At 71.4% G+C, this 17,621-nt stretch carries 18 protein-coding genes and 1 tRNA gene; 4 read left to right on the plus strand and 15 right to left on the minus strand.

From position 1 onward, the window contains the following. The 7 genes from JWN97_RS05350 to JWN97_RS05380 form a co-directional block, all read right to left on the minus strand. Positions 1-458: aminotransferase class III-fold pyridoxal phosphate-dependent enzyme (locus JWN97_RS05350; RefSeq protein ID WP_297619447.1), on the minus strand; the 458-nt coding region annotated here is incomplete at its 3' end. Between the two features lie 91 nt (positions 459-549). Then, positions 550-625, minus strand: a tRNA-Ala gene (locus tag JWN97_RS05355). A 73-nt stretch (positions 626-698) separates the two neighbouring features. Continuing rightward, on the minus strand, positions 699-1,343 hold the full coding sequence (locus tag JWN97_RS05360; RefSeq protein ID WP_297619449.1) for a histidine phosphatase family protein: 645 nt from the start codon (positions 1,341-1,343) through the stop codon (positions 699-701). After that, complete coding sequence (rsfS, locus tag JWN97_RS05365; RefSeq protein WP_297619452.1) at positions 1,340-1,699, minus strand: ribosome silencing factor; 360 nt, start codon at positions 1,697-1,699, stop codon at positions 1,340-1,342. Before rsfS ends, JWN97_RS05360 begins: the two co-directional genes overlap by 4 nt. After that, entirely contained in the window at positions 1,696-2,337 is a 642-nt protein-coding gene (gene nadD / locus JWN97_RS05370) for a nicotinate-nucleotide adenylyltransferase (RefSeq protein ID WP_297619462.1), read from the minus strand. The genes rsfS and nadD overlap by 4 nt, the downstream gene beginning before the upstream one ends. Before the next feature lie 10 nt (positions 2,338-2,347). Continuing rightward, complete coding sequence (locus JWN97_RS05375) at positions 2,348-2,497, minus strand: hypothetical protein (protein WP_297619465.1); 150 nt, start codon at positions 2,495-2,497, stop codon at positions 2,348-2,350. Between the two features lie 29 nt (positions 2,498-2,526). Beyond that, positions 2,527-3,777, minus strand: coding sequence for a glutamate-5-semialdehyde dehydrogenase (locus JWN97_RS05380; RefSeq protein ID WP_297619468.1), 1,251 nt, complete (start codon positions 3,775-3,777; stop codon positions 2,527-2,529). A gap of 93 nt (positions 3,778-3,870) precedes the next feature. Here JWN97_RS05380 and JWN97_RS05385 point away from each other — a divergent pair, with 93 nt between their 5' ends. Next, positions 3,871-5,331 (plus strand): lysyl oxidase family protein, encoded by a 1,461-nt coding sequence (locus tag JWN97_RS05385; RefSeq protein ID WP_297619471.1) that lies wholly within the window; start codon positions 3,871-3,873, stop codon positions 5,329-5,331. 5 nt (positions 5,332-5,336) lie between these two features. After that, positions 5,337-6,881: a hypothetical protein gene (locus tag JWN97_RS05390; RefSeq protein ID WP_297619474.1), complete on the plus strand. Its 1,545-nt coding sequence runs from the start codon at positions 5,337-5,339 to the stop codon at positions 6,879-6,881. 64 nt (positions 6,882-6,945) lie between these two features. Here JWN97_RS05390 and JWN97_RS05395 read toward each other — a convergent pair whose 3' ends face one another. From JWN97_RS05395 to JWN97_RS05415, 5 genes are all read right to left on the minus strand, one after another. Next, a complete protein-coding gene (locus JWN97_RS05395) occupies positions 6,946-7,911 on the minus strand; it encodes an electron transfer flavoprotein subunit alpha/FixB family protein (RefSeq protein WP_297619477.1) in 966 nt (321 codons plus the stop codon). A gap of 21 nt (positions 7,912-7,932) precedes the next feature. Then, a complete protein-coding gene (locus JWN97_RS05400) occupies positions 7,933-8,721 on the minus strand; it encodes an electron transfer flavoprotein subunit beta/FixA family protein (protein WP_363321254.1) in 789 nt (262 codons plus the stop codon). A gap of 120 nt (positions 8,722-8,841) precedes the next feature. Then, positions 8,842-9,513, minus strand: coding sequence for an Ig-like domain-containing protein (locus tag JWN97_RS05405; protein ID WP_297619483.1), 672 nt, complete (start codon positions 9,511-9,513; stop codon positions 8,842-8,844). Positions 9,514-9,529: 16 nt separating this feature from the next. Beyond that, positions 9,530-9,832, minus strand: a complete 303-nt coding sequence (locus tag JWN97_RS05410) for a hypothetical protein (protein ID WP_297619486.1) — start codon at positions 9,830-9,832, stop codon at positions 9,530-9,532. A gap of 65 nt (positions 9,833-9,897) precedes the next feature. Continuing rightward, positions 9,898-10,674, minus strand: a complete 777-nt coding sequence (locus JWN97_RS05415; RefSeq protein ID WP_297619491.1) for an enoyl-CoA hydratase-related protein — start codon at positions 10,672-10,674, stop codon at positions 9,898-9,900. A gap of 96 nt (positions 10,675-10,770) precedes the next feature. Here JWN97_RS05415 and glgX point away from each other — a divergent pair, with 96 nt between their 5' ends. After that, positions 10,771-12,951, plus strand: a complete 2,181-nt coding sequence (glgX, locus tag JWN97_RS05420) for a glycogen debranching protein GlgX (protein WP_297619494.1) — start codon at positions 10,771-10,773, stop codon at positions 12,949-12,951. Here glgX and JWN97_RS05425 read toward each other — a convergent pair. Next, complete coding sequence (locus JWN97_RS05425; protein WP_297619497.1) at positions 12,948-13,856, minus strand: AraC family transcriptional regulator; 909 nt, start codon at positions 13,854-13,856, stop codon at positions 12,948-12,950. The genes glgX and JWN97_RS05425 overlap by 4 nt on opposite strands. 98 nt (positions 13,857-13,954) lie before the next feature. Between JWN97_RS05425 and JWN97_RS05430 the strand changes: the two genes are divergently transcribed. Further along, positions 13,955-14,323, plus strand: coding sequence for a hypothetical protein (locus tag JWN97_RS05430; RefSeq protein WP_297619500.1), 369 nt, complete (start codon positions 13,955-13,957; stop codon positions 14,321-14,323). Here the strand turns inward: JWN97_RS05430 and JWN97_RS05435 are convergent, their stop codons facing one another. Both JWN97_RS05435 and glgP read right to left on the minus strand, forming a co-directional pair. Continuing rightward, positions 14,324-14,653, minus strand: a complete 330-nt coding sequence (locus JWN97_RS05435) for a hypothetical protein (RefSeq protein ID WP_297619503.1) — start codon at positions 14,651-14,653, stop codon at positions 14,324-14,326. Positions 14,654-14,756: 103 nt separating this feature from the next. Then, positions 14,757-17,336: an alpha-glucan family phosphorylase gene (glgP, locus tag JWN97_RS05440; protein ID WP_297619505.1), complete on the minus strand. Its 2,580-nt coding sequence runs from the start codon at positions 17,334-17,336 to the stop codon at positions 14,757-14,759. Between the last annotated feature and the right edge of the window lie 285 nt (positions 17,337-17,621).

Genomic DNA, 17,621 nt, shown 5'->3' on the forward strand with positions numbered 1-17,621 from the left:
GTGCGGCCGTGGAAGTTGCCCTCCATGGTGACGATCGAGGCCTGGCCGGCCGGGACGCCCTTGACCTCGTAGCCCCACTTGCGGCTGACCTTGATCGCGGTCTCGACGGCCTCGGCGCCGGAGTTCATCGGCAGGATCATGTCCTTGCCGGTGAGGCGGCACAGCGCCTCGGCGAAGCCGCCGAGCTGGTCGTTGAAGAAGGCCCGGCTGGTCAGCGTGAGGCGACCGAGCTGCTCGCGCGCGACCGCGACCAGGCGCTCGTTGGAGTGGCCGAAGTTGAGGGCGGAGTAGCCCGCGAGGCAGTCGAGGTAGCGGCGACCGTCGACGTCGATGACCCATGCGCCGTCGCCCTCGGCGAGCACCACCGGGAGGGGGTGGTAGTTGTGCGCGGCGTAGCGCTCCGTCGTCTCGATGTGGGAGGCCGTCGCGGTGCTGGTGGTGAGGTCGATCGCGGTCATGAGCACATGGTGCCACCGCCCCGACGAGTTCGCCGAGTCCAGGGCCCGGGACACAGAGAGGCCGGACCCAACGGGTCCGGCCTCAACGTGTTGGTGGAGCTGAGGGGACTCGAACCCCTGACCCTCTGCATGCCATGCAGATGCGCTACCAGCTGCGCCACAGCCCCAACAGCCGAGAACATTAGCCGACAGTCCCGCCGAGGTGAAATCGGGGTCCGACAGTGGCGTCCGGGGCCGCACCTAGTGCCCCAGGACTCCACTCATCCGGGGTGCGCGCTCGTTGTACGACGCCAGCTGGAGGTGGCCGAACCGCGTGTGCTCGCGCAGCCGCAACCAGCAGCAGTTGTCCATCCCGGCCAGCGACTCGTCCATCTCGTCGGGCCAGCCCAGCAGCCCCGCGACACCGACTCGGAGGGCGGCCCCGTGCGTGACCACGATGCCGGTCTCGCCGGGTCCCAGCGCGTCGAGGCAGGCGCGCATCGCCGGCACGATGCGGGCCCGGACGTCGGACGTGGTCTCGGCGCCCGGCACGGTCAGCGACTCGTCGCCGGAGAGCCAGGCGGCGTACTCGTCGGGGAAGGCGGCCTCGAACTCGTCGAAGGTCATGCCGGTGCGCGTGCCCACGTCGTACTCGCGCAGCGCCGGGACCACCTCGGGCACGACCCCGGTGGCCTCGGCGAGCGGAGCGGCCGTCTGGCGGGCCCGCGCCAGGTCGCTGCACCAGATGCGCGTGGGTGCCGTGAGGGCCAGGACCTGTGCGGCCTCTCGCGCCTGGACGTGACCGATCTCGTCGAGCTCGATGTCGGCGTGGCCCTGCGCGCGGCCGGCGTCGTTCCACGCCGTCCGGCCGTGCCGCAGCACCACGAGGGTGCGGCGCAGGCTCACGCCAGGTCGAGCGGGATCACCGGGCAGTCGCTCCACAGGCGCTCGAGGGCGTAGAACATCCGCTCCTCCTCGTGCTGGACGTGGATGACGATCTCGCCGTAGTCGAGCAGCACCCAGCGACCCTCGCGGTGGCCCTCGCGGCGGATCGGCTTGGCGCCGGCGTCACGCAGCTTGTCCTCGACCTCGTCGACGATCGCGCCCACGGCCCGCTCGTTGCTGGCGCTGGCCAGCACGAAGGCGTCGGTGATGGCGATCTGCTCGCTGACGTCGAAGGCCAGCACCTGGTCGGCCTTCTTGTCGTGCGCGGCCTGTGCCGCGACGGCGACGAGCTCGAGGGCGTGGTCGGTGGCTGTCATGCAGTGTCCTTGCTGTTCTTCGTGCTGGGGCGGGAGGCGTAGAGGTCGTGCTTGGCGATGTACTGGACCACCCCGTCCGGGACGAGGTACCAGACGGGCTCGCCGCGTCGGTGCCGGTCGCGGCAGTCGGTCGAGGAGATCGCCAGCGCCGGGATCTCGACCATCGTGACCTTGTCGGAGGGGATCTTGTCCAGCGTCTCCGGGTCCATGGTGTAGCCCGGACGGGTGCAACCCACAAACGTCGCGAGGGCGAAGAGCTCGTCGACGTCGCGCCACGTGAAGATGTCGGCCAGCGCGTCGGCGCCGGTGATGAAGAAGAGCTCCGCGTCGGGCATCTCGGCCTTGAGGTCGCGGAGGGTGTCGATCGTGTACGTCGGCCCGGTGCGGTCGATGTCGACCCGGGACACGTTGAAGCGCGGGTTGGCGGCCGTCGCCACCACGGTCATCAGGTAGCGGTGCTCGGCCTCGGTGACGTCGCGGTTGCTCTTCTGCCACGGGTCGCCGGTGGGGACGAAGACCACCTCGTCCAGGTCGAACCACGCCTGCACCTCCGAGGCGGCCACCAGGTGGCCGTGGTGGATGGGGTCGAAGGTGCCGCCCATCACGCCGACGCGACGCCCCACGGAGGGGTCACTCACCGGAGCCGCCTCAGCTGTGCTCGCGACCGCCACCGAAGGAGATCACCGCCAGCACCAGGAGCAGGAGCAGAGCGAGCGCGATGGCACCCACGACGTAGGGGTGGACCACCGGCTCGCCGTGCTCGGCTTCGGCAGCGAGGACAGTCAGGGCGCTCAGCATGGCGCGATCCTATCGCCTGCGGGCTCCCGTCAGCGCACGTGGCCCTCGCCCACCACGACGTACTTGCTGGAGGTCATCTCGGGCAGGCCCATCGGGCCCCGCGCGTGCAGCTTCTGCGTCGAGATGCCGATCTCGGCGCCGAAGCCGAACTCCCCGCCGTCGGTGAAGCGCGTGGACGCGTTGACGACCACCGCGGCCGAGTCGACGGCCGCCACGAAGCGCCGGATGGTGGCCTGGTCGCGCGCCAGGATCGCCTCGGTGTGACCGGAGGAGAAGCGGCGGATGTGCTCGATCGCGCCCTCGACGTCGGGCACCACCGCCGCGGAGATCTCCAGCGCCAGGAACTCGGCCGCGTGGTCCTCGTCGGTCGCCGGGACGACGTCGTCGTACTCCGCGAACGCGCCGTCGCCGTGGATCAGCACGCCGGCGGCGTGCAGGGCCTCGACGACGATCGGAAGGAACTCGTCGGCGACGTCGGCGTGCACCAGCAGCGACTCGGCGGCGTTGCAGACGCTGGTGCGCTGGGTCTTGGCGTTGAGCACGATCGCGAGGGCCTGCTCGAGGTCGGCCGAGGCGTCGACGTAGACGTGGCAGTTGCCCACGCCCGTCTCGATCACCGGCACGGTCGACTCCTCGACGACGCTGCGGATCAGGCCGGCTCCCCCGCGCGGGATGAGCACGTCGACCAGTCCCCGGGCGCGCATCAGCGCCTTCACGCTGTCGTGGGTGTCTCCCGGCACGAGCTGTACGACGTCCTCCGGCAGGCCGCCGGCACCCAGGGCGGCGCGCATCGTCGCGACGATCGCCGCGTTGCTGGACCGGGCGCTCGACGAGCCGCGCAGCAGGACCGCGTTGCCGGCCTTCAGGCAGATCCCGGCGGCGTCGGCGGTCACGTTGGGGCGCGCCTCGTAGATCATGCCGACGACACCGAAGGGCACGCGCACCTGGCGGAGCTCGAGGCCGTTGGCGAGCGTGCTCCCCCGCAGCACCTCCCCCACCGGGTCGGGCAGGCCGGCGACGTCGCGCAGGCCCTGCGCCATGGCCGCGAGCCTGCCGTCGTCGAGGCGCAGGCGGTCGACGATGTTGGCGGGCGTGCCGCCGGCCTCGGCACGGGACACGTCCTCGGCGTTGGCCGCGAGGATCTCCGGCGCCGCGGCGACCAGGGCGTCCGCCGTCGCGAGGAGCGCCGCGTCCTTGGTGGCCCGGGTAGCCGTGGCGAGCACGTGGCTCGCCGTCCGGGCCCGCCCGGCGACCTCGCGGACCGCTGCCTCGCTGCTCATGACGAGAGCCTAGGTCGCGACGCTCCGGGAGGCGACGACCCGTCGGGGAGTGAGACCGCGCAACCAACCGGCGCCCGGAAGCGTCTCACGGGCATGAAGCCTCGCCTCCTGGTCCCCGCCCTGGCCGTCCTCGGGCTGGCCGCAGCCGGTCTCGGCTCGACCACACCGCTCGTCGCCGCCTCCGCCGAGCGGGCCGGTGCCGACGCGAAGCTCGAGCTCTGGGCCCCGGCGAAGCTGGAGGCGTACGGCGAGGGCGGCCGCGTCTACACACCGCTGGGCCTGCGGGTGGTCGCGCCGGTCTCCGACGTCGAGATCTGGTCGCACCGCGCCTCCTACGACGCGCCCATCACCTCCGAGGTCCGCACCCCGACCGGCACCACGCCGCTGCCCGCGGGCACCCTCACCGACTTCTCGGGCCTCGACGGCTTCGTGGTCGTCGACGTACGCCGCCCGGGCAGCGCCGAGCCGGTGGTGCACCGCAAGCTCGACGCGTGCCTCAACAGCACCGGCGAGCGCATCCAGCCCACGGCGAAGCCCACCTCGCCCTACCCCCGCTACTGCCCGTTCAACCCGTACACGATCGGGTCGGTGATGGGCGTGCAGCAGGGCTGGGCCTCCAGCATCTTCGAGTCCACCGGCCTGCGACCCCTGCCGCTCGAGGCGGGTCGCTACACCGTCGAGAGCAGGATCTCCCGCAAGTACTGGCCCGCGTTCGGCCTCACGGAGGCGACGGCCACCACCGTCACCCGGCTCCACGTCGTCGACGGCTGCCCGGACTGCGGCCGCGCGGGCGACCAGCCCGTCCCGGCAGAGACCCACCACGGGAAGGCTCCGGGCCCGCGCCCGACGCGCGCCTCGAGCGGCCGCGTCACCGGCCCGGTGCCGGACCTGCGCTCCCTGCCGGCGTTCGGCATCGGGCTCAACGCCAAGCACACGACCCTGCGCTTCTCCGCGACCGTGTGGAACGGCGGCAACAGCCCCCTGGTCATCGACGGCTTCCGCCGCCGCGACGCCGAGGTGATGGACGCCTACCAGTACTTCTTCGACACCGACGGCAACCAGACCGGCTACGAGCAGGTCGGGACCATGGAGTTCCACCACGCCAACCACAACCACTGGCACTTCGAGGACTTCGCCCGCTACGACCTGCTCGACGCGGACAGGAACTACGTCGCCCGGTCGCGCAAGCAGTCCTTCTGCCTGGCCAACACCGACGCCGTCGACTACACGGTGCCCGACGCCGACTGGCAGCCCGACAACACCGACCTCGCCACCGCGTGCGGCGACGAGGGGGCGCTGTCGATCCGCGAGGTGCTCTCCGCCGGGTCGGGTGACACCTACGCGCAGTACCGGGCGGGCCAGGCCTTCAAGGTCGGCGACCTCCCCAACGGGGTCTACTACATCCGGGTCGAGGGCAACCCCGAGCGCAACCTCACCGAGTCCGATACGACCAACAACGTGGCCGACCGCCGGATCCGCCTCGGCGGACGTGGCGACCAGCGATGGGTGAAGGTCACGCCGGTCGGCGACATCGACGAGCCCGACCTATTCTGAGCGGCATGTCTCGGATCACGGGGGTGGTCGTCGCGCTGGCGACGACAGCGGCTGTCCTGTCCGGCTCCACCGTCGGCGCGGCACCGCCGGGACCACCGCCGGAGAGCCCGGCGACCGGGCTGCCGCGCGAGATCCCGGGCGGGGTCGAGCTGACCCTGGCAGACGGGGACCTCCTGCGGGTGTGGGCCGCCGACAACCATCGGGCGGTGTGGTCCACGCGGCGCGACGCGAGCACGGGCACCTGGGGCGCCCGGCAGGAGGTGCTGCGCAGGAAGAACCTGTTCTGTGGCGACGTCGACGCGCGTACGGCGTCCGGTGCCGTCGCGGTCCTCGCCCAGTGCGACCGCTACAGCTACGCCGAGGACCAGGCGCCGACCTCGTCCCGGGCGCTCTGGTCGGCCGACGCCGTCAGCTGGTCGTCGTACCGCCTCGTGGGTGAGGCCTACGAGGAGCCCGGCATCTCCCCCGACGGCACCAACGCCGTCTGGCCGCTGCACGAGGGCTACGCGACGCGGACGGACGCGGGCTTCGCCGCGCACCGGGTCGACAGCGAGGGCCAGGAGTACACCCTCACCGCGACCATCACCGACGCCGAGCAGGTGTCGTTCGTCTACGGCGACCAGACCGGCCGCCGGTGCGCCCTCGTGGTGCTCACCCGCACCGGCGACGGAGCGCCGGCCCGCCAGGAGCTGCCGTTGGCCGAGGGGTGCTCGGACACCAGCCTCGTCAACACCGACGTCGACACGGTGCTGGTCGGCGACCTCAGCGACCCGGCCTACCGCACGGTGGTCTCGCGTCCGGACTCCGCCTCGCCGTGGGCCGTCACCGAGGTCGCCCCCGCCTCCGCCCCCGGCCTCGTGTGGACCGACGGGCGCCTCGCCACCGACTTCATCGACACCCAGGACCTCCCGCTGGTGGCTCTCGGAGGGACCCGCGGCGGCACGGTCCGGGCGCAGCTCTACGACCGCGCCACCCAGTCGTGGGGACCGTCGATCCCCGTCCACGACACCGGCCGCACCCCGTGCCGGTGGAGCGACAACCGGGTCGCCCGTCCGCTGGCGGTGCTCGTGGCCGGGCTCACCTGCAGCGGCGGCCGGCAGGTCGTGCTGACCAGCACCGATGCCACCAGCTGGCAGGCCCTCCGGGCCGGTCACCACACCTTCGGGCTCTCCCCCGACGGTCGCTACGTCGCGGTGCCCGGCCGGAGCCAGACCTCCGTCGTCTCCGCGGAGCGGGGCGTGGTCACGCTGCCCCTGCCGGTGACCGGACGCTGCGACGTGGTCGTCCCCGACGGCCCGGACGGCGCGGTCCTGCTCACGTCCGCCGGACGGCACCGCGGCTGGCCGACGGTGCTAAGGCACTCCTCGCCCGGCCGGTGGACCACGCTGTCGCGGACCCGGCTGCCCGTCTTCGAGCCCGAGTGCCGCACGGTCCGGTCCTCGAACGACGAGCTCCCCTTCCGCTTCGACCTCTACAGCCGGTCGAAGGGCTACACGGTGCGGATCGTCCAGCGCGACGGCGAGTGGACGGTCCGGCGCAGCCGCTATTGACCCGGACGTGCCAGCGACCCGGCAGGAAGACCTGCCGGGTCGCTGTGCGCGGGTGGGGGCTGGGTCAGCCCTTGCGCTCCTTGACCTTCTCGGTCGCGGCGGGCAGCACGGTGTGCAGGTCGCCCACGACGCCGAAGTCGACGAGCTCGAAGATCGGCGCCTCGGGGTCCTTGTTGACCGCGACGATCGTCTTCGACGTCTGCATGCCGGCGCGGTGCTGGATCGCACCGGAGATGCCGTTGGCGACGTAGAGCTGCGGCGAGACGGTCTTGCCGGTCTGGCCGACCTGGAACGCGTGCGGCATCCAGCCCGAGTCGACGGCGGCACGCGAGGCGCCGACAGCGGCACCGATCGAGTCGGCGAAACCCTCGACCGGCCCGAAGTTGCCGCCGGTGCCGCGACCGCCGGAGACAACGATGGCGGCCTCGGTCAGCTCGGGACGACCGGTGGACTGGCGCGGCTGGGTGGCCACGATCTGCGCGGTCTTGGCGGCGTCGGAGATGGCCGCGGCGAACGCCTCGACCGCGCCCGCGCCCTCGGACTCCTCGGGAGCGGCCGAGTTGGGCTTGACCGTGATGATCGGCGTGCCCTGCGTGACCTTGGCCTGGACGGTGTAGTTGCCGGCGAACACGCTCTGCGTGGTGACCGGACCACCCTCGGATCCGGCCTGCACGTCGACGGCGTCCGTGATCAGGCCCGAGCCCAGCTTGATCGCCAGGCGACCGGCGACCTCCTTGTTCTCGAACGACGACGGCAGCAGGATCGCCGCGGGGCCGGCCTTCTCGGCCAGCTGCTGCAGTGCCTCGGCCTTGGGGGCGACGAGGAATCCCTTGATCTGCGCGTCGTCGATCACGTAGACCTTCGCGGCGCCGTACTTCTTCACCTTCTCGGCCACGGCGTCGCCCTGGTCGGGCGAGCCGAAGAACACGGCCGACGGCTCGCCGAGGCGGCGCGCGATGGTGAGCAGCTCGAAGGTGGGCTTCTTGACCTCGCCGTCGACGTGGTCGATGACCACCAGGACTTCAGACATGTTCAGATCTCCCTGTCCTGCTCAGATGAACTTCTTGGACGCGAGGAAGTCGACCAGCGCGCCAGCGCCCGAGCCGTCCTCGTCGGTGACGATCTCGCCGGCGGTGCGCGGCGGACGCTCGGTGGTGTCCTCGACCTGCGACCAGGCGACCGACAGGCCGACCTCGCCGGCGTCGACACCCAGGTCGGACAGCGAGAAGGTCTCGAGCGGCTTCTTCTTCGCGGCCATGATGCCCTTGAACGACGGGTAGCGGGCCTCGCCCGACTGGTCGGTCACCGACAGCACGATCGGGAGCGTGGCACCGATGACTTCGGTCGAGCCCTCGTTGTCGCGCTTGATGCGGACCTGGTCGCCCTGCGACTCGATCACCGAGGCCAGCGTCACCTGCGGCAGGTTCAGCCGCTCGGCCAGCATCGCCGGCACGACGGAGCCGGACGCGTCGGTGGACGCCATCCCGCAGATCACGAGGTCGGCGCCGATCTTCTCGATGGCCTTGGCGAGCACCAGCGAGGTCGCGATGTAGTCGGAGCCGGCGATGGCGTCGTCGACGACGTGGACGCCCTTGTCGGCGCCCATCTGCAGCGCCTTGCGCACCGCGTCGACGGCCTTCTCCGGGCCCACGGTCAGCGCGGTGACCTCGATCTCCTCGCCCTCGCGCTTCTCGCGGAACTGCAGGGCCTGCTCGACGGCGTACTCGTCGAGCTCGGACAGCAGGCCGTCGACGCCGACGCGGTCGACGGTGAAGTCGTCCTCGAACTTGCGGTCGGCCGTGGCGTCCGGCACGTATTTCACACAGACAACAATGTTCATGGTGGTGTGGCCTCGCGGCCCCTCCTGTGCAGTCGGATGTGGTTGCGAGGTTACAAGTGCGGGACCCGCCACGGAATGGACATCCGGGTGGGGTCGCTCACAGTGACACTGTCACGGTCGTCAGCGCTGCTGCACGCGGAAGCGGGTGACCCGCCTCTCGGGCAGGTGCTGGGTGTCGCCGGCGTACGTCACGACAAGGCGGTAGCGGCCCTTGTGGAGCCGACCGAGGTCGACCAGCGCGACACCCGCGCTGTTCAGCCGCAGTCCGGTGCGCGCCGAGTCGGCGGACCTGGCCCGGTCGACCTCCAGGGTCACGCGGCCGGTCGGCAGGCTGCCGTACTCGCCGGCCCCCTTCACCTGCACCGAGGTCGGGATCCGGGCGCCCTTGCCGATGACCCGCACCTGGAGCCGGGTCCGCACCCGGGCCACCGTCCACGACTGCGTGGACGACGTGCTGCCCTGCTGGACCTCCGGGAACTGGGGCACGAAGGTCGCCGAGACGGCGTGCTCGCCCACCATGGCCGCGGGCAGGACCACCGTCGCAGTCCCGCTCGCGCCGAGGTTGGCCTTGGTGGCGAGGCCGTCGACCGAGAACACGACGTCGCCCTGAGGCGGGCCCGGCACCGTCGACACCGCCGCCGTGGCGGTGACCACCTGGCCGTAGGCCGACGCGGTGGTGCTGAGCGAGACCGCGGTCGTCGAGGATCCGGCGAGAGCCGCCCCCCGGGCCGACGACGTCGTGCCGGTGATGATCAGGAGTGTCGCGGCTGCAGCCACGATCCATCGACGCATGCCACGACCCTACGTGTCAGGGCTTGATGATCCGGTCGAGGATGCGGCCCACGACCAGCCACGCGATGGCGCCGAGGCCCCAGTTGAAGAGGGCGTTCTTGACGTCGGCACCCTGCCCGCGGAACTGCTTGATGCCGTCGGCCCGCGAGAAGACGCCGAGGTCGACGAAGTCGGCCGCCCGCAGCACGAAGTCCACGAGGTCGTTGCGCTGGTTGGCCTTCAACGCGATCAGCAGTGCGCCGATCGCCAGCAGCAGGGCAGCCAGGGCGCAGGCCAGCCACAGGAGCTGGGCCAGCCTCGCTCGGATCTTCGTTGCCACGTCGTCGGTCTCCTCATTAGGTGTCCTGCTGGGTGTCTGCAGGACGTGGTCAGCCTGTCGCCGGGTCACCGTCCCACGAAAGTGGCCTTGCCCGGTCCGTTCTCAACGAACGAGGTGATGCCGCGGGTACGGTCCTCGGTCGCAAAGACTCCGGCGAACTGCTGGCGCTCGATCTCCAGGCCCGTGTCGAGGTCGACCTCGCTCCCCCGGTCGATGCACTCCTTGGCGGCCCGGATCGCGAGCGCGGCGGCGCCGCTGAACTGCGCGGCGTAGGCCACGGACTCCTCGAGGACCTTCTCGGCGGGGACGACACGGTCGACCATGCCGATGCGCAGCGCCTCGTCGGCCTTGACGAAGCGGCCGGTGAAGATGATGTCCTTCGCCTTCGCCGTGCCGACCAGCCGGGTGAGGCGCTGCGTGCCACCGGCGCCGGGGATGATCCCCAGGAGCACCTCGGGCTGGCCGAAGACGGCGTCCTCGGCGGCGAAGCGCAGGTCGGCGGAGAGTGCGAGCTCGCAGCCGCCACCCAGGGCATAGCCGTTGACCGCGGCGATCACCGGCTTGGGGATCCGCGCGATCGCCGTCGTCGCCGAGCTGACGGAGGTGGAGATCTTCACCATGTCGGAGTAGGACAGGTCGGCCATCTCCTTGACGTCGTTGCCGGCGGCGAAGACGCGCTCGCCACCCCACAGCACGACGGCTCGTACGTCGTCGCGCTCGCCGAGCTCGGCCGCGGCCTCGCGCAGGTCGGCCTGCACCTGCACGCTGATCGCGTTCATCTTCGGCCGGTCGAGGCGCAGGACCGCGACCCCGTCGGTCACGTCGATCGACACGAACTCCATGGGTTGCTCCTCATCGTCGGTGCTCCGGTGCCCAGCGTTCCACCACTGCGTGGGCGCATTCTGCCGCGACGCGCGCTCTCCTCCACAATGGCCTGCGTGACACCGCCCCCCGACATGACGACGGTCTGGAAGCACGACGGCGAGACGAGAGAGGTCTGGCCGGGTCGCAACTATCCCCTGGGTGCGACCTGGTCGAGGGAGGCCACCAACTTCGCGGTCTACGCGCCCGCCGCCGAGGCGGTGTGGGTGTGCGTCTTCGACGAGGACGGCACCGAGGTCCGCCACCAGCTGACCGAGCACTCGCTGGGGGTCTGGCACGGCGCGCTGCCCGGCGTCTCGCCCGGCACCCGCTACGGCTACCGCGCGCACGGGCCCTGGGACCCCGACGCCGGGCTGCGCTTCAACTCCGCCAAGCTGCTGCTCGACCCCTATGCCAAGGCGGTGTCCGGCGACCTCGTCGTCGACGACGCGATCTTCGGCTACGACGTCGACCAGCCGGAGAAGCCCAGCGAGCTCGACTCGGCGCCGTACGTTCCGCGCAGCGTGGTGGTCTACGACGACTTCCAGTGGGGCGCCGACACGTCGCCGCGACGGCGGTGGCGCGACACCGTCATCTACGAGATGCACGTCAAGGGCATGACCCAGCTGCACGACCGGGTGCCGGAGCACCTGCGCGGGACCTACGCCGGCCTCGCGACACCCGCGGTCATCGACTACCTCAAGGACCTCGGCATCACGGCGGTCGAGCTGCTGCCGGTGCACCAGTTCTTCTCCGAGCCGGCCCTCGCCGAGCGCGACCTGGTCAACTACTGGGGCTACAACTCCCTCGGCTTCTTCGCCCCGCACAACGGCTACGCGCACAGCGGCGACCGCGGGCAGCAGGTCAGCGAGTTCAAGCAGATGGTGAAGGCCTTCCACGAGGCGGGCCTCGAGGTGATCCTCGACGTGGTCTACAACCACACGGCCGAGGCCGGTCCCCTCGGACCCACGCTGAGCTTCCGCGGGCTCGACGACCTGGGCTACTACCAGCGCGTGGTGAAGCCGCCGGTCACGGATCCCGACGAGGAGCCGCTGCCGGACACCTACTGGGACGTCACCGGGTGCGGCAACACCGTCGACGCCACCCACACCCAGAGCCTGCGGATGATCCTCGACTCGCTGCGCTACTGGGTCAACGAGATGCACGTCGACGGCTTCCGCTTCGACCTGATGAGCGCGCTGACCCGCACCAACCAGGTCGTCGACATGGGCAGCCACCTCATCACCGCGATCGGCCAGGACCCGGTCCTGCGCCACGTGAAGCTGGTCGCCGAGCCGTGGGACGCCTCGATGGACGGCTACAAGGTCGGCCGCTTCCCACCGCCGTGGATCGAGTGGAACGACCAGTTCCGCGACACGGTGCGCGACTTCTGGCGCGGTCGGTCCGCAGGGGTGCGGACCGTCGCCACGCGGCTCGCCGGGTCGAGCGACCTCTACGCCGACGACGGCCGCTCGCCCTACGCCTCGGTCAACTTCATCACCGCCCACGACGGCTTCACGCTGCGCGACCTGGTGTCCTACGACCGCAAGCACAACGCCGCCAACGGCGAGGACAACCGCGACGGCACCGACAACAACCGCTCGTGGAACTGCGGCGTCGAGGGCGAGACCGACGACCCTTCGATCATCGCCGTACGCCGGCGCCAGGCCGCCAACCTGATGGCCACGCTCTGCTTCTCCAGCGGCGTGCCGATGCTCACGGCCGGCGACGAGCGGGGCCGCACCCAGGGCGGCAACAACAACGCCTACGGCCAGGACAACGAGACCTCGTGGATCGACTGGCGTCCCGACGACGCCTGGCTCGACGTCTACGAGATCACCAAGACCGCCCTCCGGCTGCGCCGTGAGCACCCGGCCCTGCGCCAGCGGCACTGGTTCGAGGGCAGGCCGACGATCAAGGGCGGCCCCAAGGACCTGGTCTGGGTTCACCCCAGCGGGCGCGAGATGTCGACCGACGACTGGAACGACGACACCTGCCGCATCGTGGGGATGTTCCTCAACGGCGCCCCGCTCCGCTCCCCCGGCCCGCGTGGCGAGCAGGTGCGCGACAAGTCCTTCATGATCTGGCTCAACGCCGGCGGGGACGACGTCGAGCTGGTGCTGCCCGCCAACAAGTGGGTCCACCACGGTGAGGTCGTGCTCTCGACCAACGCGGAGGTCGCCCTCGGCACGCCCGTGGTGACCGGCAGCTCGCTGCAGCTGCATGCCCACTCGGTGCTGGTGCTCCGCCAGACCTAGGCCGGTTCGGCGACCCACTCCATCGGGTCACCGGCGTGCAGGTCCGTGATCCCGAGGTTCTCGTAGGCGCCGAGCACCACGAGCCGTCGTACGGCGGCGAAGGTCAGCACGTGCGCGATCATCCCGCCGTAGGTGAAGACCCGGGGCGGGTCGCAGGTGACGTCGAGGAAGGTGTCGTCGAGCCGTCCCTCCTCGACGGTCGTCCCGACCTGGGCGAGGAAGGTGGGGCCTTCCTCCGCGAGCTCGCGGCGCAGGGTGCTCACCGACTTGCCGCGCTCCTGCTGCCAGTCGTAGGACCGCTGCGTGACGGCGGCGTTCCACTGGGCCAGCTGCCCGACGAGCCGGCCGAGCACCGACCGGATGCTCATGTCGTCGTCGATGGTGCCGATCGGCACCTCGATCAGAGCGTCCAGCTGCTCGTCGGTGAGGCGGTCGGCTCGCTCGAGCATCTCGGCGGTCAGCCAGACGTGGTGCTCGATCATGCGCGTCATGAGGTCCATCGGGGTCACCTTTCGTCGCGTCGGCAGCCGCAGGCTGCCGGGTGGGTGGAAGTGCACGCCGCTCGCACCCTCGATCTGGGTGCGGGTCGGCTGCTGACGCCAGCGGCTCGGGGCGGCGCCGTACTCCCGCGTGAACGCCCGGGTGAACGCCTCGTGGGAGCCGTAGCCGGCCTCGAACGCGATGTCGACCACCTGCTGCTCGCCGGCCAGGAGCCGGTGCGCGGCGCGCTCGAGCAGCAGGCGGCGTCGCATCCGCTCCGGCGGCTCGCCCCCGGTCGCCGACACCACGTGGTCGAGGTGGAAGCGCGAGAGGTGGAGTCGCCGCGCCCGTTCCTCGCTGCCCAGGTCGAGGGTCTCGGCCAGGGTGTCGAGGAACGCGGCGAAGGTGTCTGCCGCTGTCGTCATGACCACCACCTTGGACGTGGGACAGGTCCGGCGCTTGATCGCACTTGCGCAGTCTGCCCGACCTCGCAGCGCCCGCGTCGACCTGCGACAATGGACCCATGGCAAGCAGCGTTCCGCCCCGTCGTCAGGAGAAGGGCCGCGGCCACCTCCTCGACATGAATGCTCCCCGCCGGATCGTCAAGGACCCGGAGAAGGACGCGCGCGACCTCGCCCGCGTGCAGAGGTGGGTCATGTCGGTGCTCGCGTGCACCACGATCCTGCACCTCGTCGTCGGCCTCGTCGTCGCGGCCGTCATGCTCGACGACGCCCCCGACACCTCGAAGGTCGGGCTGAACGTCATCGCCGGCATCTTCGGCACGATTGCGGTCGCGACGGGACTGGCGATCCACGGCAGGCGGATCCTGTCGCCCTGGCTGCTACTGGGCGTCATCCCGACCGCGGTCGGGCTCTGGCTGACCTTCCGCTGATCAGAGCTGCAGCACCGAGACCGCGACGAGGTACGCCGCACGGACCCCGGCCGGGTCGTGCAGGGTCGGGTCGTCGTCCTCGACCGCCGCTGCGCACGCTCGTACGGCCTCGCCCGGGTCCCGCGCCACGAGCGCCTCGCTGAGCGCGGCCACCGCGGCGCGGAGGTCGTGCCCGTCGAGGTCGTCGAGCGCCAGGCTGTTGTGGAGCATCGTGGCCGCCTCCTCCATCAGCTCGCGGACGACGTCGCGGTCGACGTCGTCGCGGCGCTGGGCGACCTCGTCAGCAGCGCCGAGGAAGGGCTCGAGGATGACGGACGGGACGGTCGGCATCCCGTCATCGTCCATCCACCCGCGCGCGACGGCAACGAAGCTCCTCGTGCAACCCCCACCGCGGCGACGGTGCCTTGACCAACTGGTGAGTTGGCGGACCCGCTCAGGCCGGCTCGGCCACCAGCCCCAGCTCGGCCACCGAGGCGAGCGCCTCGTTGCGCGGGACGACCCGCACGGTGTAGCCGAAGGGGCCGGAGTGGTCGAGCCGGACCGCGGCGTCGAAGCGGTGCCGGTTGCCGTCGTAGGACTCCCCCACCAGCATCGGCGTGACGGAGGTGGCGGTGAGCTCGTCGTCCGAGCCGATCCGGCCGTGCACGACCTGGACCTCGACGTCGTCGGCGGAGAGCGAGCCGAGGGCGACGAAGGCGCGCACGTTGAGGGTCGCGCCGACCTCGGCCTGGTCGCCGACGCCCTCGGAGTCGATGTGCTCGACCCGGACGCCGGGCCACGCGGCACGCACGGACTGCTTCCACGCCGACAGCTGGTGGGCGCCGGCGTAGTCGGAGTTCAGCGAGCGCGCGGTGTGCGCGGCGGGCGCATAGAGCTCGCGGACGTAGTCACGCACCTGACGGGTGGCGAGCACCTTGGGACCGAGCGACTTGAGCGTGTGCCGCACCATCTCCAGCCAGCGCGGCGGGACGCCCTCGTCGTTGAGCTCGTAGAAGCGCGGCACGACGTCGGTCTCGAGCAGGTCGTAGAGCGCGTTGGCCTCGAGGTCGTCGCGCCGGTCGGCATCGTCGACGCCGTCGGCCGACGGGATCGCCCAGCCGTTGTTGCCGTCGTACCACTCGTCCCACCAGCCGTCGAGGATCGACAGGTTGAGCCCGCCGTTCAGCGCGGCCTTCATGCCGGAGGTGCCGCACGCCTCGTAGGGGCGCAGCGGGTTGTTGAGCCACACGTCGCAGCCGGGGTAGAGCGGCTGCGCCATGGCGATGTCGTAGTTGGGCAGGAAGGCGATCCGGTGGCGGATCTCCGGGTCGTCGGCGAAGCGCACCATCTCCTGGATCAGGCGCTTGCCGGTCTCGTCGGCCGGGTGCGCCTTGCCGGCGATGACCAGCTGAATGGGGCGCTCGGGGTCGAGGAGCAGCTTCTTGAGGCGGGCCGGGTCGCGCAGCATCAGCGTGAGCCGCTTGTACGTCGGCACGCGACGCGCGAAGCCGATGGTCAGCACGTCGGGGTCGAGGGCGGTGTCGATCCACGTCCGCTCGGCAGGGGCGAAGCCCCGCTTGGCGGCGGAGCGACGCATCCGGTCGCGGGCGTCCTCGATGAAGCGGGTGCGCAGGGCGCGCTTGAGGTCCCAGATCTCGCGGTCGCCGAACTGGTCGACCATCGGCCACAGCGCGTCGGTGTCGTCGCCGTCGATATCGGCGCCCCGGCTGGCGGCGAGCTCGATGACCTCGCGAGCGATCCAGGTCGGTCCGTGGACGCCGTTGGTGATCGACGTGATCGGCACCTCGGCCTCGTCGAAGGCCGGCCAGAGGCCGTTGAACATCCCGCGCGACACGTGGCCGTGGAGCTTCGAGACGCCGTTGGCGCGCTGCGCGAGCCGGAATCCCATGACCGCCATGTTGAAGACGCCGGCGTCGCCGCCGTCGTAGTCCTCGGCGCCGAGGGCGAGCACGCGGTCGACCGGGACTCCGGGAGTCGGCGAGCTGCCGCCGAAGTACTGCGAGACCAGCTCGCGCGGGAACCGGTCGATCCCCGCCGGGACGGGCGTGTGGGTGGTGAAGACGGTGCCGGCGCGCGAGACCTCGAGCGCAGTGTCGAAGTCGAGGTGCGGCCCGTCATCACCGACCGTGAGCTCGCGGATGCGCTCGATGCCGAGGAAGCCCGCGTGGCCCTCGTTGGTGTGGAACACCTCCGGCGCGGGGGCGCCGGTGATGCGCGACCAGACGCGGAGGGCGCGGACGCCGCCCACTCCGAGGAGCAGCTCCTGGCGGAGCCGGTGCTCGGAGTTGCCGCCGTAGAGCCGGTCGGTGACGTCGCGGTAGTGGGCGCTGTTCTCCTCGATGTCGGTGTCGAGGAGCAGCAGCGGCACGCGGCCGACCTGCGCGACGAGGATGCGGGCCACGAGGTCCGGGCCGTCGGGCAGCGCGATCGAGACCGTCGCGCGGCTGCCGTCGGCCTCGCGGAGCTGGGTCAGCGGGAGCTCGTCGGGGTCGAGGACCGGATAGCTCTCCTGCTGCCAGCCGTCACGGTCCAGGGCCTGCTTGAAGTAGCCGTGGCGGTAGAACAGGCCGACACCTGTCAGCGGGATGCCGAGGTCTGAGGACGCCTTGAGGTGGTCGCCGGCGAGGATGCCGAGGCCGCCGGAGTACTGGGGGAGGGCCTCGGCGATGCCGAACTCGGGGGAGAAGTAGGCGACCTGGCGGAGCGGGCTGGCCTCGCGGCTCTGGAACCAGCGGGGCTCGTCGAGGTAGCGCTGGAGCTCGCCGTGGACCTCGCCGAGGAAGCGGAGGAAGGCGGGGTCGGCGGCGAGGGCCTCGAGGCGCTCGGGGCTCACCTGGCCGAGGAGGCGGACGGGGTCGTGGACGGTGGCGTCCCAGCCGTCGGGGTCCACCCAGCGGAACAGGTCCCGGGTGCGGTCGTCCCACGACCAGCGGAGGTTCATGGCGAGGGTGCCGAGCGCAGCGAGCGGCTTGGGCAGGTGGGGGCGGACGGTGAAGCTGCGCAGGGCGTGCATGGGTGGCGACCGTAGCGAGCGGATGGCGTCCGGGGAACACCTCGGCCCCGGTTCCCGTCGGGTGTCACCGACCTGACGGGTGATCCGTCGGACATGCCCGCTTCGCGCGCCGGACCGGACGGGTGCCGGTGGGCCGCGGCGCCGGGCCGGCGATCGCTCGGGGCACACTGCAGGGATGCCCGATCCCACCGACGAGCCCGTCCGACCGCCCGGTGCGGCCGACGCCCACGTGGTGGGGCAGGTGATCCGCGACCGGCGGACGAGCCTGTTCGTGGACCCGTCGGA

It is taken from the genome of Nocardioides sp. (assembly GCF_025965415.1).
Lineage (GTDB): Bacteria > Actinomycetota > Actinomycetes > Propionibacteriales > Nocardioidaceae > Nocardioides.

Excerpts from the sequence above, each read along its gene's own strand:
- rsfS (WP_297619452.1), bottom strand. The coding sequence starts at position 1,699 with ATGACAGCCACCGACCACGCCCTCGAGCTCGTCGCCGTCGCGGCACAG.
- JWN97_RS05375 (WP_297619465.1), bottom strand. The coding sequence starts at position 2,497 with ATGCTGAGCGCCCTGACTGTCCTCGCTGCCGAAGCCGAGCACGGCGAG.
- JWN97_RS05380 (WP_297619468.1), bottom strand. The coding sequence starts at position 3,777 with ATGAGCAGCGAGGCAGCGGTCCGCGAGGTCGCCGGGCGGGCCCGGACG.
- JWN97_RS05385 (WP_297619471.1), top strand. The coding sequence starts at position 3,871 with ATGAAGCCTCGCCTCCTGGTCCCCGCCCTGGCCGTCCTCGGGCTGGCC.
- JWN97_RS05390 (WP_297619474.1), top strand. The coding sequence starts at position 5,337 with ATGTCTCGGATCACGGGGGTGGTCGTCGCGCTGGCGACGACAGCGGCT.
- JWN97_RS05395 (WP_297619477.1), bottom strand. The coding sequence starts at position 7,911 with ATGTCTGAAGTCCTGGTGGTCATCGACCACGTCGACGGCGAGGTCAAG.
- JWN97_RS05400 (WP_363321254.1), bottom strand. The coding sequence starts at position 8,721 with ATGAACATTGTTGTCTGTGTGAAATACGTGCCGGACGCCACGGCCGAC.
- JWN97_RS05405 (WP_297619483.1), bottom strand. The coding sequence starts at position 9,513 with ATGCGTCGATGGATCGTGGCTGCAGCCGCGACACTCCTGATCATCACC.
- JWN97_RS05415 (WP_297619491.1), bottom strand. The coding sequence starts at position 10,674 with ATGGAGTTCGTGTCGATCGACGTGACCGACGGGGTCGCGGTCCTGCGC.
- JWN97_RS05425 (WP_297619497.1), bottom strand. The coding sequence starts at position 13,856 with ATGACGACAGCGGCAGACACCTTCGCCGCGTTCCTCGACACCCTGGCC.
- JWN97_RS05430 (WP_297619500.1), top strand. The coding sequence starts at position 13,955 with ATGGCAAGCAGCGTTCCGCCCCGTCGTCAGGAGAAGGGCCGCGGCCAC.
- JWN97_RS05435 (WP_297619503.1), bottom strand. The coding sequence starts at position 14,653 with ATGCCGACCGTCCCGTCCGTCATCCTCGAGCCCTTCCTCGGCGCTGCT.
- glgP (WP_297619505.1), bottom strand. The coding sequence starts at position 17,336 with ATGCACGCCCTGCGCAGCTTCACCGTCCGCCCCCACCTGCCCAAGCCG.